This is a genomic window from Halorientalis regularis (assembly GCF_023698535.1).
Lineage (GTDB): Archaea > Halobacteriota > Halobacteria > Halobacteriales > Haloarculaceae > Halorientalis > Halorientalis regularis.
The window spans coordinates 45,192-59,302 of sequence record NZ_JALJCL010000011.1 but is presented as its reverse complement, the minus strand read 5'-3'; the positions used below and the strand labels follow the sequence as shown (position 1 = coordinate 59,302).

At 67.6% G+C, this 14,111-nt stretch carries 16 protein-coding genes; 8 read left to right on the top strand and 8 right to left on the bottom strand.

Features of this window, described 5'->3' with window-relative positions; all coding sequences use genetic code 11:
* Positions 1-53 precede the first annotated feature (53 nt).
* Positions 54-677 carry a hypothetical protein gene (locus MU521_RS14715; protein WP_092693611.1) on the top strand — a complete coding sequence of 208 codons (624 nt, stop codon included), beginning with the start codon at positions 54-56 and terminating at the stop codon, positions 675-677.
* Here MU521_RS14715 and MU521_RS14710 read toward each other — a convergent pair.
* The 3 genes from MU521_RS14710 to MU521_RS14700 all read right to left on the bottom strand — a co-directional run bounded on the left by MU521_RS14710 (position 674) and on the right by MU521_RS14700 (position 2,171).
* Entirely contained in the window at positions 674-1,105 is a 432-nt protein-coding gene (locus MU521_RS14710) for an acyl-CoA thioesterase (RefSeq protein WP_092693613.1), read from the bottom strand. The two genes, MU521_RS14715 and MU521_RS14710, sit on opposite strands and share 4 nt — an antisense overlap.
* A 64-nt stretch (positions 1,106-1,169) precedes the next feature.
* Complete coding sequence (locus tag MU521_RS14705) at positions 1,170-1,526, bottom strand: DUF8159 domain-containing protein (RefSeq protein WP_092693614.1); 357 nt, start codon at positions 1,524-1,526, stop codon at positions 1,170-1,172.
* A gap of 42 nt (positions 1,527-1,568) precedes the next feature.
* Positions 1,569-2,171 (bottom strand): DUF6663 family protein, encoded by a 603-nt coding sequence (locus MU521_RS14700; protein WP_092693616.1) that lies wholly within the window; start codon positions 2,169-2,171, stop codon positions 1,569-1,571.
* A gap of 104 nt (positions 2,172-2,275) precedes the next feature.
* On the opposite strand from MU521_RS14700, the gene MU521_RS14695 reads away from it, so the two are divergent.
* The 3 genes from MU521_RS14695 to MU521_RS14685 are packed head-to-tail and all read left to right on the top strand — an operon-like array spanning position 2,276 to position 4,265.
* The gene (locus tag MU521_RS14695; RefSeq protein WP_092693617.1) at positions 2,276-2,878 is read left to right on the top strand and encodes a hypothetical protein; all 603 of its coding nucleotides are present in this window, start codon (positions 2,276-2,278) and stop codon (positions 2,876-2,878) included.
* A gap of 30 nt (positions 2,879-2,908) precedes the next feature.
* Entirely contained in the window at positions 2,909-3,823 is a 915-nt protein-coding gene (locus MU521_RS14690; RefSeq protein ID WP_092693619.1) for a cobalamin-binding protein, read from the top strand.
* 1 nt (position 3,824) lies between these two features.
* A complete protein-coding gene (locus MU521_RS14685) occupies positions 3,825-4,265 on the top strand; it encodes a desampylase (protein WP_092693621.1) in 441 nt (146 codons plus the stop codon).
* Here the strand turns inward: MU521_RS14685 and MU521_RS14680 are convergent.
* The 3 genes from MU521_RS14680 to MU521_RS14670 all read right to left on the bottom strand — a co-directional run bounded on the left by MU521_RS14680 (position 4,241) and on the right by MU521_RS14670 (position 7,123).
* Entirely contained in the window at positions 4,241-4,609 is a 369-nt protein-coding gene (locus tag MU521_RS14680; RefSeq protein ID WP_092693623.1) for a DUF5658 family protein, read from the bottom strand. The genes MU521_RS14685 and MU521_RS14680 overlap by 25 nt on opposite strands.
* Before the next feature lie 118 nt (positions 4,610-4,727).
* A complete protein-coding gene (gene ubaA / locus MU521_RS14675; protein ID WP_092693624.1) occupies positions 4,728-5,564 on the bottom strand; it encodes an SAMP-activating enzyme E1 in 837 nt (278 codons plus the stop codon).
* Between the two features lie 56 nt (positions 5,565-5,620).
* Positions 5,621-7,123: a carboxypeptidase M32 gene (locus MU521_RS14670; RefSeq protein WP_092693626.1), complete on the bottom strand. Its 1,503-nt coding sequence runs from the start codon at positions 7,121-7,123 to the stop codon at positions 5,621-5,623.
* A gap of 168 nt (positions 7,124-7,291) precedes the next feature.
* Between MU521_RS14670 and MU521_RS14665 the strand changes: the two genes are divergently transcribed.
* Positions 7,292-8,806, top strand: coding sequence for a chemotaxis protein CheC (locus tag MU521_RS14665; protein WP_092693627.1), 1,515 nt, complete (start codon positions 7,292-7,294; stop codon positions 8,804-8,806).
* Here the strand turns inward: MU521_RS14665 and MU521_RS14660 are convergent.
* Entirely contained in the window at positions 8,803-9,894 is a 1,092-nt protein-coding gene (locus tag MU521_RS14660) for a M20 family metallopeptidase (RefSeq protein ID WP_092693629.1), read from the bottom strand. The two genes, MU521_RS14665 and MU521_RS14660, sit on opposite strands and share 4 nt — an antisense overlap.
* 97 nt (positions 9,895-9,991) lie before the next feature.
* On the opposite strand from MU521_RS14660, the gene MU521_RS14655 reads away from it, so the two are divergent.
* Together MU521_RS14655 and MU521_RS14650 are read left to right on the top strand one after the other, a co-directional pair.
* Complete coding sequence (locus MU521_RS14655; RefSeq protein WP_092693630.1) at positions 9,992-10,999, top strand: DUF368 domain-containing protein; 1,008 nt, start codon at positions 9,992-9,994, stop codon at positions 10,997-10,999.
* A gap of 61 nt (positions 11,000-11,060) precedes the next feature.
* Positions 11,061-12,935 carry a PINc/VapC family ATPase gene (locus tag MU521_RS14650; RefSeq protein WP_092693632.1) on the top strand — a complete coding sequence of 625 codons (1,875 nt, stop codon included), beginning with the start codon at positions 11,061-11,063 and terminating at the stop codon, positions 12,933-12,935.
* 381 nt (positions 12,936-13,316) lie between these two features.
* Here the strand turns inward: MU521_RS14650 and MU521_RS14645 are convergent, their stop codons facing one another.
* On the bottom strand, positions 13,317-13,595 hold the full coding sequence (locus MU521_RS14645; protein WP_092693634.1) for a MarR family transcriptional regulator: 279 nt from the start codon (positions 13,593-13,595) through the stop codon (positions 13,317-13,319).
* 188 nt (positions 13,596-13,783) lie between these two features.
* On the opposite strand from MU521_RS14645, the gene MU521_RS14640 reads away from it, so the two are divergent.
* Complete coding sequence (locus tag MU521_RS14640) at positions 13,784-14,110, top strand: EMC6-like membrane protein (RefSeq protein WP_092693635.1); 327 nt, start codon at positions 13,784-13,786, stop codon at positions 14,108-14,110.
* The last annotated feature ends 1 nt before the right edge of the window (position 14,111 follow it).

The window sequence follows — 14,111 nt, the reverse complement described above, 5'->3', positions numbered from 1 at the left end:
AGTGGCCGTGACGGGCCCCGGAAGCTAAGCCGCCGGCTGCTCAAGGCGATGGTATGGACGGACAGCAGTTTCTCGACCGGGTGCGGGAGACCAAACGGACCGCCCTCGAACGCCTCGGTTCGGACAAGGCCCTGCTGGCCGCGACCGGGGCCGACCTCGACACCGACACCGTGCTGGGCGTGCTGGCCGCCACCGAACTGTTCCACGCCGACGCGTTCCGGCGATGGAGCGAGGAAGCCGACGAGGAACGGGTCGCCGCGGCGTTCGAGACGGCGGCCGACACCGCGGGCGACCACGCCGACCGCCTCGACGCGGACCTGGACGCGGTGCCCGACCAAAGTGGCATCGAAACGGGCGTCGGCGGGCAGGACGGCGACGGCGAGCGAGCGGCGGCGGGCCTCGTCGGGGCTTCGCTGGTGCTAGATCGCATTCTGTTGCAGGCGGTCAACTTCTTCGTCAACGAGGCCGACGAACGACGGGCTGACCTGATCCGGGAGGTCCGAAACGCGGCCGAGGACCGGCGGGACGCGGGGCTGGCGCTGCTCGAGGAGATCTGCGAGTCCGACGAGGCGTGGGAACGGGCCGCGACGGCGGCCGAGGCGGCCATCGCGGCGGCGTACGACGACTACGTGGCGACGCTGGAGGGAATGGGAATCGACCCGAAACCGGTGTGTTAGCTTTCTTCCGGCGGCGTGTCCTGGAAGTCGGCGACGGCCGACCGGAAGCTATCGGGAATCCGAGTCGGCTCCCCGGTCTCGCTGTCGATGGCGACGTGGGTAACCGTGCCCTCCGCGAGCAGTTCGCCGTCGTCGGCTCGGCGGGCGACGTACTCGCCGGTCATGCTCGACTCGCCGATGCGCTCGATCCGGTAGCCGTGGACCAGTTCGTCCGCGAAGGTGGCCTGCCCGCGGTAATCCATGTCGACGTTGACGACGTGCATATCCCAGCCGGCCGACGCCACGTCCTCGTAGCTGTAGCCGATCTCGCGGAGAAAGGCCGAGAAGGTCTCGTCCTGGAACGTGACGTAGTTGGCGTAGAAGACGACGTCCTGCATGTCGGTCTCCTCGAAGCGCACGCGGTTCTCCCAGACGACGGGGACGTTCATGCCCGAAGGAGGCGAGCGCCCGGCAGTTACTCCTTTCGGTGGAGTCGGGAGCGGGCCGGTCCGCTCAGGCCGTGTCGACGGTCTCCAGTACCCGCTGTGAGAACTCGGTCTCGGTGATCTCGTCGCGACCCAGCTGGCGGAACCACGCAGCCTCGGCTTCCCACGAGCCCAGTCGCTCGCCGTCGAGGTCGGTGACGGTCGCCCGGAGGTCGACGGGCTCCCAGCCCTCCTCGCGGAAGTCCCGGAGGACGTTACAGAGGCGGCCGATGTCCCGGTCTGGAACTGCGTCCGCATCGCTGTCGGCGTGGACGGTCTCGTAGGTGATTTCGAGGGGGTCGCCCCGGTCGAAGTCGGTCACGTAGATGCCGTGGCTCACGAGGCGGTTCTCGATGCGCTCGTAGATATCCTCGGGCGTGGACATAGCCCACCTAGCGCCGAACGGGGCTTGGCTCTTGGGGCGCGGTCAGGGGTGTTCGGGGTCGTACTCGTCGTGGAGCGTCTCGGCGAGCAGGCCGCCGGCGTCCAGCGCGATGTAGATCACGAAGAAGGGTTCGGTCGCGGGACGGATGCAGAACACCTCGTATGGCGGTTCGACGCCGCCGGCCTCGACCTTCCCGAGCATCGGCTCGATGGTCTTGCGGCCGTCACAGAACTCGGCGAACAGGTCGCGTTCGCCGGCCTGTCTGGCGACGACGTAGAGGACGCCGTTGGGTTCGCCGTCGGTGTCGAACGTCTGCGTGGGATAGATCGGCATCTCCTCGGTGCGAGCCTGCTGGAATGCCTCCTTGGCACGCTCGAAGATGTCGGGCGTGTCGTCGGCGACGAACAGCAGCGTGCGGTGCAGGACGGCCAGGTCGGTGATGGCGGCCGGTTCCTGGCTCCAGTCGAGCGTGGCCTCGACGAGGTGGCCCGGGCGAAGGTCGGCGACGGCCTCGGCCAGGGAGGCGTCGTACCCGCCGGTGCGGACGTAGGTGGGCTGTTCGGTGCCCTGCTCGACGAAGCTCAACTCCCCCTCGTCACGGTCGCTCCCGTAGACCCGAAAGGTCCCGGATTCGGTCGCCGTCATCAGCGGGACTTGCCCTGCCGGGCATTTAGCTTCGTGGATGTGATACAATCCGGAACCATATTAACCAGAACGCGGAATCTTGTGGAGAGGCAGAGTGAACGCGTATGGGCAAGGTTTCAATAGCCGGGAGTGAGTTCGAGGTCGGAGTCGTTTCGCGTGGCGAACAGGTTACCTTTCGGCTCGTCGTCGAGTACGAGACCGCGGGCGGAGACCGGGTCGTCGAGCGGTCGACGCTGGCCGTCGACTCGCGCTCGGAGCTGACGACCGACGCGGTGTCGGCGGCACTGACCGAGTGGGCCGACGAACGCGACGTTGCGGAGGTGGTCGGGTTCGCCGTCGTCGAGGAACAGCCCGCGCGTCGCGGCGGCGAGCCACCGAACGTCGGGGAGGCGGCGTTGCTGGTCGACCCGTCGGATCGGGACACCATGTCCGAACAGGCCACCGAGGAAGCGGTGGCCAGGTCCTCGTGGTACGTCGAAGGCGACCACCTGCTCTACCACGAGGGCGGGCCGGACAGCACGGTCTACGGTTACACGACCGAGGGGATCGTCGCGGAAGCGCCGCCCATCGAACACCAGCACCGCGAGAACGAACCGGACAAGATCCGTCTCGACGTGGGCAAGCGAACGAAACTGGTCCCGCTGGAGTGGGTGATCGGCCACGCCGACGAGACCGACGAACCCATCGACAAACCCCGGGATCTCTAATTTTTTGAGGATGGGGGCCGTAGCCAACCCATGCGCATCGTCTCGCTGCTCCCCTCGGCGACGGAGATCGTCTATGCCCTGGGGCTGGAGCCCGTCGGCGTCTCCCACGAGTGTGACTACCCGCCAGCCGCCGCCGACGTACCCGCCGTCAACCGGTCGCGGGTCGATCCCGAGGCGAGCGGTGGGGAGATAAACCAGCAGGTCGCCGACGCCGAGGCGAGTGGCGACGGCGTCTACGAGATCGACCTCGATACCCTGGAGCGACTGGACCCCGACCTGATCGTCTCACAGGGCATCTGTGACGTGTGTGCCGTCGACGAGGTGCTGGTCCGGGAGGCCGTCGAACGGCTCGATCTGGACGCCGCCGTCCTCACGACCGACCCACACAGTCTGGACGACGTGTTCGCTGACATCCGCCGGATCGGGGACGCGACGGGGACGAGCGAACGCGCCGCGGACCTCGTGGCGGACCTGCGCGAGCGAGTCACGGCGGTCGAGCGGACGGTGGCGGCCGCCGACGAGCGTCCGCGCGTGGCGGTACTGGACTGGCTCGATCCGGTGATGGTCGCGGGCCACTGGATCCCCGAGATGGTCGAACTGGCGGGCGGCGCGTACGGCATGGCCGACCCGGGCGCGCGGTCCGAGCCCCGGGAGTTCGACGCGGTTCGGGAGTACGATCCCGAGGTGCTGGTGGCCGCGCCCTGCGGGTTCGAGCTGGACCAGACCGAGCGGAACCGCGACGACCTGCTCGACCGTGACGGGTGGGTGGACCTGACTGCGGTTCGGAACGGGCGAGTCTTCGCGATGGACGGGCACCACTACGTGAACCGGCCCGGGCCGCGGCTGGTCGACACACTCGAACACCTGGCGGCGTGCGTGCATCCGGATCTGTTCGACGTGCCGCCGAGTTCGGTCGTCCGGCCGTTCCCGGGCGCGCTGGCCTGAGATGCTCGCACTGACCCGCGAGGTGTACGACGGGAGCATCGCTCACGCTCGGGAGTGTGCCCCCGAGGAGTGCTGTGGGGTGCTCGGGGGCGCTCGCGGCGGCGATGGGGAGTGTGAGCGCAGCCACGCCGACCGCTACCGGCGGGTGGCAAACGTCGCCGAGGAGCCGCGGACGACCTACGAACTCGATCCGGCGGAACAGCTGGCGCACATGCAGGCCATCGAGGACGCGGGGCGGGAGGTGGTCGGGTTCGTCCACTCGCATCCGGCGGGGCCGCCGGCACCGAGTCCGACGGACGAGCGGGAGGCGACCTGGACGGGCTACTCGTACGTGATCGTCGCGCTGGGCGGCGCGGAACCGTTCGTCGGGTCGTGGCGCTGGACGGGCGAGGGCTTCGAGCAGGAAGTGATAGCGGTTCAGATGGCCGACAGCCCGACGTAGACGTTCGTGACGACGATGAGGGTACCGAGGCCCGTGACGGTGAGGATCCAGGAGCGCCACAGCGGCACTCGTTCGATGGTGTCGCGGTAGGTCAACAGCGTGACGCCGACGATCAGCGCGACGGCGGCCTTCATCGCGAGCATGAGCAAGGGGTGGTGGGCGAGCAACTGCCGCACGAAGGGGTTGGCCTCCATCCCGATGTCGCCGGTGAAGGCCAGCGCGATCAGCGTCGAGACGGCGTCGCCGAAACCCCAGACGAACACCAGTGCGAACACCGACTCGACGTAGCCTGGCTTTTCGAGACCGAACGCCGGCAGTTCAGTTTCGGGTGATGAGATCGACATCGATGGAAGCCACCTGACTGCCTACAGGTTGGAGAAAATCCATCATAAATATACGCGCCCAATTATAGAAAATGAAAACCAGGCGGCGAGAGGGGGTCCAGCGACCCGGGTTGCTGGCTCAGTCCGCGCCGATGGCGCAGGTTTCGACGTACTCCACGTCCTGCACGGAGGAGATGGCGGGGTCGTCGCCACAGACCGGGCAGTCGGGGTTGTGCTGGACCGGAATCTCCTCGAAGGTCATGTCCATGGCGTCGTAGAATATCATCCGGCCGTCGAGGGTGTCGGCGTCGGGGGCGAGGCCGGCGTCCTGGAGAATCCACTTGACGGTCTCGGTGGCCTGGATACAGCCCACGGTTCCGGGGAGGACGCCCAGCACCCCGGCCTCCGAGCAGTCGGGAATCTCGCCGGCCGGCGGCGCTTCGGGGAACAGACATCGGTAGCAGGGCCGACCCTCGGTGAAGGAAGTGATCTGGCCCTCGAAGCGGTAGATCGCGCCGTGGGTGAAGGGGACACCCGCGAGCGTGCAGGCGTCGTTGACGAGGAAACGCGTCTCGAAGTTGTCGCTGCCGTCGACGACGAAGTCGTAGTCGGCGATCAACTCGTCGACGTTCTCGGCCGTCACGCGGGTTTCGTGGGCGTCGACGGTCACGTCGGGGTTGAGGTCGGCGACGAACTCGGCGGCGCTCTCGACTTTCGGCCGGCCCACGTCGGCGTCGGCGTGAATGATCTGGCGCTGGAGGTTGGAGCGTTCGACCACGTCGTCGTCGGCGATTCCCAGCCGGCCGACGCCCGCGGCCGCCAGATACTGGATGATCGGCGAGCCCAGGCCGCCGGCCCCGAGCACGAGTACGTCGGCGTCCAGCAGCGCCTTCTGGCCCTCGGGCCCAACGTCGTCCATGATGATGTGCCGGGAGTACCGGTCGAGTTGCGTGGGGTCGAGATTGAGGTCGCTCATATCCGGGTTTGGCGGGCGGGGCGGTTAAGCGTGCGGTCGAACCGGCGTTCGGCGAACTACAGGCCGTAGAGGTCGCCGAACTTTCCGCGAGCGTAGTCGACGAAGTAATCCGCCGTGAGGGCCTCGCCGGTGGCTTCCTCGATCAGGTCGTCGGTCGTGTACCGACAGCCGTGTCGGTGGACGTGCTCGGTGAGCCAGTCGTGGAGATCGTCGAACTCCCCGTTCCGGATGTCTTCGTCCAGATTTCCGAGGTCGTCCTCGGCCGCCGCGAACAGCTGGGCGGCCAGTACGCTCCCCAGCGAGTAGGTGGGGAAGTAGCCGAAGTTGCCGTGGGTCCAGTGGATGTCCTGCAGACAGCCCTCGGCGTCGGTGTCGGGCCGAACCCCGAGGTACTCGTCCATCTTGTCGTTCCAGACCTGCGGGATCTCGTCGACTTCGAGGTCCCCGCGGACGAGGTCGCGTTCGATCTCGAACCGGAGGATGATGTGGAGGTGGTAGGTGAGTTCGTCCGCCTCGACCCGGATGCGGTTGTCCGGGTAGATCTGGTTGGCCGCCTCGTACAGGTCGCGGGGCGACACGTCGGTCCCGAGGTGGTCGTTCACCGTCGGCCCGAACAGGTCCCAGAACGGCCGGGAGCGGCCCACGTGGTTCTCCCAGAGCCGGGACTGTGACTCGTGGACCGAGAGGTCACGGGACTGCCCCAGCGGCGTCCCGTACTCGTCCTGGGGGAGTCCGAGCGTGTAGGTGGCGTGGCCGAACTCGTGGATGGTCGAGCCCAGGGCGTCCAGCGGATCGTCGGGCTTGAACCGCGTCGTCACGCGGGCGTCGAACTGCGTCCCCATCGAGAACGGGTGGGCTGCGGTGTCGAGTCGGCCGCGGTCCCAGTCGTATCCGAGGGTGTCCAGTGCCGCCCGGACGAGTTCCTCCTGGTCCGCTTCGGGATAGGTGCCTTCGAAGGGATCGGCGAGGTCTGCGTCGCTGGCCTCGATGTCGTCGATCAGCGGCACCAGTTCCTCGCGAAGGCGTTCGAGGATGCGCTCGGCCGTGTCGATCCCGAGGTAGGGTTCGTACTCCTCGAAGAGGACCTCGTAGGGGTCGCGGTCGGGGTCGATCTGGGTGGCGTACTCGCGTTTCAACTCGACGATCCGTTCGAGGGTGGGGGCGAACTCGTCCCAGTCGTCTTCGGCCTTCGCCTGCTCCCACGTCGGGAGGGCGTTGGACGTGGTCTCGGAGATCTCCTCGACCAGATCGCCGTCGACGCGAGTCGCGCGCTCGTGTTCGCGGCGGACCTCGCGGACGACGGCGGCCCGGTCGCCGTCCAGGTCCTTGCCGTCCAGCGTCTCCAGATAGTCGGCCAGCTCGTCGTCGGTGAGCAGTTCGTGGTGGAGCGCCGACAGCGCGGCTGTCTGCTGTGAGCGGGCGGGCGTGCCGCCCTCGGGCATCATCACCTGCTGATCCCAGTTGAGGACCCCGGCGGCGTTACCGACGTTGGTCATCCGGCGGACGTGCGCCGTGAGGGACTCGTACGCGTCCGGATGCTCGGCCTGATCCGTTGCCATGCGCGGACCTTCGGCCGACGCGGCAAAAGGATTGGTTCCCCGGCAGGCACCCCACGCCAGTTCCAGACTTGATAATCGCGGCGTAACAGTTATTCAAGACGGTTCGTGAGATAGAGTGACAGGCCCGGTCGATGGAGTGTCGGCGGGACCCGGCCGCTGGGGACAACGATGAAAATCGACATCGACGCCTTGGAGGAACTGAATCTGCTCACCCGTGACGGCACGGAGCGAGCCAACGGTGCGCTCACCGACATGACGGCGGCCAGTACCGCCATCGGGACGACGAAGATCCTGCTAGTGAACCACGAGGACGTCATCGAGCGGATCGACAGCGGCGGCTACGAGGTCGTGCGCTTCGACATCGAGGGGAAACTCTCCGGGACGGCCCTCCTGCTGTTCGACCAGCCGGCGACGGAGGCCGTCGTCGAGGCGCTGGTCCCCGGCGAGGCCGACGATTCGATGGCCTCCGCGGGGCTCAAGGAGATGGCCAACATCATGATGGGGTCGTTCACGACCGACTGGGGCGACCACCTCGGTGCCGGGCTCTCGATGACCGCACCGACGTACCTCGACGACCCGGACGCCGACGCGCTCCAGCTCGACCCCACCGGCCCCGAAACCGACAGCACGCTCGTCTTCCAGAGTTCGATCACCTGGCGGTCGGGCGAAGGCCGCATCGATATCTACCTCGCACCCGACCGCTCGGCGCTCGACCCCGTGTTCTCCGAAGCCGAGGGCGACGAGATCGGGGGGCAGGACGCCGACACCGAACCCGACGAACTGATCGTCCCGGGCGGGGACGACGAATCGGCCAGCGCGGACGCAGACACCGCGACGCCCGAACCGGCGGCCGCGGACGAGGCGGACGACGGCGAGGGTGCCGACGCGTCGGCGGACGACCCCTTCGGTGGAAGCGCCGAGGGCGCGTTCGGCGCGAGCGACGACGCCGGCAGCTTCGCCACCGACGACGCGGCGAGCGACAGCCCCGACGCGTTCGACCCCGGCGACGAGGACGAGCTCTTCGGGTTCGAGGACGGGGCCGAGGGAGCCGACGAGATCCCCTTGGAGAAGCTGTCGGTGTTCAGCGACCTGACCAAGGAGGGCACCGAGGCGGCGGCCGAGCGCGTGACCCAGATGGCAGGCATCGAGACCAGCACGGAAATCGCCGGGATCACCTTCACCCCCATCGACGACATCGCCGCCCAGCTGGAGGACGGCGACTACGTCGGCACGACCGTCGAGTTCGACGGCACGCCCAGCGGCTCGCTGGTCATCCTCTTCGACGAGGCATCCGCCGAGAACATCGCCGAGGAGATGATGCCCGTCGATCCCGACGAGGACGGGTTCACCGGCATGCACGAGAGCGCCATCGAGGAGTTAGGGAACATCATGACCAGTGGCTTCATCGACGGCTGGGCCAACGTCCTCGAAACCGGGGTCGAACACACCCCACCCGAGTACGTCGGCGACATGAACATGGCCTTCGTGGAACTCATCACCGAGCGACTGGGGCCGTTCCAGACCCACGCCTTCACCATCGAGTCGACGCTCCAGACCGACGACGTGGCGTTCACCTGCGAGATCCACGCCCTGCCCGACGAGGCCGACCTCGGCGCGGCGCTGGAGGCGCTGGCGGTCGACCGGAAAGACCAGACCGACGCGGACCCGAGCGATCTGTTCTAGAACGAGTCCGCCAGTCTCCGGTAGATCCGCTCACAGCGTTCGATCACCGCGAGCGACGCGCTCTCGTCGGCCGTGTGGGCCTCGCCGGGTTCGGCGATGCCACAGATCACGCAGTCGGTCCCTGCGTCGGACAACCATCCCGCGTCCGTCGCGTGGGGCTTGACGACGTGTTCGGGCGTGTTCTCCTGCGCGTCGTCGGCCGCGTCGAGGACGGCGTCGGCGAGCTCCGGATCACCGCAGGCCATCGGCGGCAGGTCCTGGTCGACGGTCCACTCGACGCCCGCGATATCCTCGACCCGCTCCAGCGGCGCGCGCTCGCCCGGGACGGTTCGCTCGTCCACAGTGAGTTCACAGCACTCGGGGAGCACGTTCATCGCCGACCCGCCCTCGATCTCGGTGACCGCGACCGAACCGGCCACCGAGTGGCCCAGGACCTCCGTCGACGGGAAATCGAGGTCCCGGACGACCCCCACGGCATCGGTGGCGCGGTAGATGGCGTTCTCGCCCTGCTCGACCTCGCTGGCGTGTGCGGCCTCGCCGCGGGCCGTGATCGTACTCCCGCGCCGGCCCTTGTGCGCGACCGCCACGTCCGTGGTCTGGGGGGCCGAATATCCGGTCGACCCCTCCGTGACGACGGCGTAGTCGGGGGCGAAGCCGTTCTCGATGGCGCGACGGGCACCGACGCCGCCGACCTCCTCGCCGACGAAAGAGGCGAAGACGAGTTCGCAGGCTGGCTCTGCCTCGGCGAAGGCGACCATCGCGGCCGCGAGCGCCCCCTTCATGTCGGCGGTGCCGCGGCCGTAGATGCGGCCATCGCGTTCCTCGATCACGTACTCGCCCGAGTCGGTGACCTGCGAGTCGTCCGGCGGCACCACGTCGTGGTGGCCGACCAGTGCGAGCGTGGTATCGCCCGATCCCTTCCGGGCGAACACGTTCCCCCCTCGGTTCTCGTCCGCGCCGGCGTCGTCCCGACGAACCTCGGCGTCGGTGTGATCGCGGAGCCAGTCCGCGATGGAGTCGCCGACGGCGGCTTCGGAGTCGTGGCTCGGGATGGCCACCAGTTCCCGGGTCAGTTCGATGGCGTCCATGCCCGTCGGTTGCGGGCGGGGGCGACAAAAGCCCACGGCAGGGCCGGCCCGACCCGTTTCCCAAGAGACAAGATGCTGTTCGTGGAACTCGAAGTGAATGCCGTCATCGCCGGACCACACGACCGACGAGACCCCGACGCTCGGGGCGTCGGTGCCGCCGCTCAGAGAGTGGGCGTCGACGTACCTGATCGGGATGTTCATGGGGAGTGCCGACGCCGTTCCGGGGGTTTCTGGCGGGACCATCGCGCTGATCGTCGGGATCTACGAGCGGCTCATCACCGCCATCACCGCCGTCACGCCGCGGGCGGTGCTGGGATTTCTGAAGGCGCTCACTCCCCTCGACGGGGGGATCTCCGTCCGCCGGGCCGAGGCCATCTTCGACGACGTGGACGGCTGGTTCCTGCTCATCCTGCTGACCGGTATCCTCACGGCCGTGATTATCGTCACCCGGATCGTGACGGTCCTCAACGAGAGCGCACCGGTCGTCCTCTACGGCTTTTTTTTCGGGCTGATCGCGGCCTCCGCGGTCGTCCTCCTGCGTGCCATCTCGATCCGGACCGTGAGCGCCGGTGTCGCCGCCGTCGCGGGCTTCCTGCTGGCCTTCCTGATGTCCGGCCAGGCAGAGGAACTGTTCGGCGGGGGCCTCCCGCTGGTCTTCGTGGCCGGGACGGTGGCCGTGAGCGCGATGATTCTCCCCGGCCTCTCGGGGTCGTTGATTCTCGTCATCCTCGGGCAACACGCCAGGCTGTCCGAGACACTCTCGGAGTTCGTCGACGGGCTGGCCGGGCTGGTCACGGGCGGCTCGGTCGAAGCGGTCACTGGTCCCGGAACCATCGTCGTGACGTTCGTCGCCGGCGGGCTGGTCGGGTTGTTCACCATCTCGCGGGCGGTCCGGTACGCCCTGAACCGGAGCCGGGAGGTGACGCTCGCATTCCTCGTCGCGCTCGTCGTGGGGGCGCTCCGGGCACCCGTCGCGACGGTCCGGGGGGAGGTCGGCTTCACGGTCGACGTGGCGATCACTTTCCTCGGAGTCTCAGTCGTCGGCGCGGTCGTCGTCCTCGCGCTGGACTACTACGCCGCCGACTTCGAGATCGAGGCGATCTAGGCCGCCCCGCTCGGCCGACAGCATCACGACCCTTATGAGGCGAGCGGCTCCTACTGTGGGTATGAACGTTGTACCGGACACCAGCGTCGTCATCGACGGCCGCGTGTCCGACCACGTCGAAGCCGGTGATTTCGCCGGCGCGACGATCTACGTGCCGGAAGCCGTCGTCGGCGAACTGGAGTCACAGGCCAACGAGGGGCGGGACAGCGGCTGGGACGGACTGACCGAACTCCAGGCGCTCGCGGATCTGGCCGACGACGGCGAGATCGACCTCGAATACGTCGGCCAGCGCCCGGACGCGGACGAAATCGACGACGCCGGCGAGGGCGAAATCGACGCCATCATCCGCGACACCGCCGCCGAGCACGGTGCGACCCTGTTCACCTCCGACATCGTCCAGAGCGAGGTGGCCACGGCGAAAGGGATCACCGTCGAGTACGTCGAACCCATCGTCGAGGAGACCGCCGTCGAGACCCTCACCATCGAGCAGTTCCTCGACGAGACGACGATGAGTCTCCACCTGAAGACCGGCGTCCCGCCGATGGCCAAGCGGGGCGAACTCGGCGAGATGCACTACGAGGAGATCCGCGACGAGCCCTCGACCGAAGCGCAACTCAAGGAGTGGGCCCAGGAGATCGAGAACAGCGCCCGCGCCAGCCCGGACGGGTTCATCGAACTCTCCGAACCCGGCATGACCATCGTCCAGTTCCGGGACATGCGGATCGCCATCGCCAGCCCGCCCTTCGCGGACGGCCACGAGATCACCGCGGTCCGACCCATCGTCAAGACGGAGCTGGACGACTACGAGTTCGCCGACGAACTCCGCGAGCGGCTCACCGACCACCAGCGCGGCGTCCTGATCTCCGGCGCGCCCGGGGCCGGGAAGTCCACGTTCGCACAAGCGGTCGCCGAGTTCCTCGCCGACGCCGACTTCGCCGTCAAAACCATGGAGAAACCGCGGGACCTGCAGGTCGGCCCGAACATCACCCAGTACACGGAACTGGGCGACGAGATGGCCAAGACCGCCGACTCCCTGCTGATGGTCCGGCCGGACTACACCATCTACGACGAGGTGCGCAAGACCGACGACTTCGAGGTGTTCGCCGACATGCGCCTCGCGGGCGTCGGGATGATCGGCGTCGTCCACGCGACCCGCGCGATCGACTCGCTCCAGCGGCTGGTCGGCCGCGTGGAACTGGGGATGATCCCCCAGGTCGTCGACACCGTCGTCTACATCGAGGAGGGCCGCGTCGAGAAGGTCTACGACGTGACGACGGAGGTCAAGGTGCCGGAGGGACTGATGGAGGAAGACCTCGCGCGCCCGGTCATCATGATCCGGGACTTCGAGACGGGCCAGCCCGAGTACGAGATCTACACCTTCAACCGGCAGGTCGTCACCGTCCCGATCGGCGAGGACAGCGAGGGCGGCGGGCAGGACTCCGGTGTCGACCGCATCGCCAAACAGGAGGTCGAACGGGAGATTCGCTCCGTCGCCCACGGCCACGTCGAGGTCGACCTCAAGGGACCCAACACCGCCGTCGTCTGGGTCGAGGACGACGACATCTCACAGGTCATCGGCAAGGGCGGCGGTCGCATCTCCGACATCGAGAACCGGCTGGGGATCGACATCGACGTGCGGACGCTCTCGGAGAAACCCGGCGGCGCGTCGGGCGGTACTGGCAGTGGCGGCGGTGGCGACAGCGGTGGCGGCCAGCCGGGCCAGATCGTCACGCCCGAAGTGACCTCCCGGCACGTGATCGTCCCGATGGAGGGGCACGCCGGCGAGACCGTCGAGGTCCAGGCCGACGGGGAATACCTGTTCACCGCCACGGTCTCGCGGGGCGGGGAGATCCAGGTCTCGCGGGGGAGCGCCATCGCCGAGGAACTGGAGCAGGCGATCGACCGCGGGAAGACGATTCAGGTCATCCCATCGTAGCGTGAGGTCGTCGGACCGGCGGTTTTCGCCCACGTTCGCGGGAGCCATGCGCCCGCGAGTCGCCGTTAGTCCGCTGGACTACCGAGCTGACGAGAGACGCCGACGGCGTCTCTCGAACCGCCCGTCAGAGATCGCAGATCTCTGGAGACGTTTTTGCGCCGAGTAGTGCGGGAGCAAAGGCTCCCGCATACCGTACGAACGGGTGCTTGCGCCCCTGAGCAGATGGTTGCCACAGGCCACCTGAGACCGAAAACAGTGGGGCCGCGAGTGGTATCCGCTAGCTCCTCGTCTGTACTGATATGGGAGGCATCAAACGTGCACTCGGTCGTGCCCGGTACGCAGCTACCGGCGGTGCCGTCGGCGGCGCAACCGGCGGATTGGTCAGTCGGAGACGGCCGATTCAGTACTTTCGGAGGGCTGTTCCTCGGCGTCATCGACGATCTCGTAGAGGTTCTGCCGGGCGTCGGCGAAGTAGACGTCCTCGTCGACGGCCCCCACCTCTTCGAGCCGTTCCAGGGCGTACCGGACAGTACGGGCGGACAACATGGACTCTTCGACGATCCCCTTCTGGGTGAGCGGCCCGTTGTACTCCAGCACCTTGTACACGAGCTTCGCACTCGGCGGAAGGTCCGCGATAGTCTCCCCATCGGATTCTGCCATCGCGTAGACGGTGGCGCGCCTGGTGCATAAAGATTGATGCACAGACTGACCGAACAGTCCGAATCCAGCCCCATCGCGGCCGTTCGGCATGTGTCGGTGCGCGCCGAACCGCGACGCCGACCGGGACCGCCCGGGGAAAGCGACACGACAACGAACGGTTTTTGGGGCCCGATGGCGGAGACGTTGGTATGGCAACGGACACGGCCGAACGGCGGGCAGCCCACATCCGTGGGCTGAAAGTGACGACGCTTGCCTCCATCGCGGGAATCGGGGCAGCCGTCGCCTCCGCGGCAGTGACTGCCGGGATGGATCCCACCGTGGCCGCGACCAACGACACCGCGCTGCTGGTCGTCCTCGGGGCGGTCCTCGTCCAGTTCCCGATCCTGAAACTGCTGGGCATCGACGTCAACGACTTCGGCGCGAAGGACTACCTCTACGTCGGCTTCATGACCTTCGCGCTCTGGTTCGTCTCCTGGGCCGTCCTGCTAACCGCGAACACATCACTCCCCTTCTAAC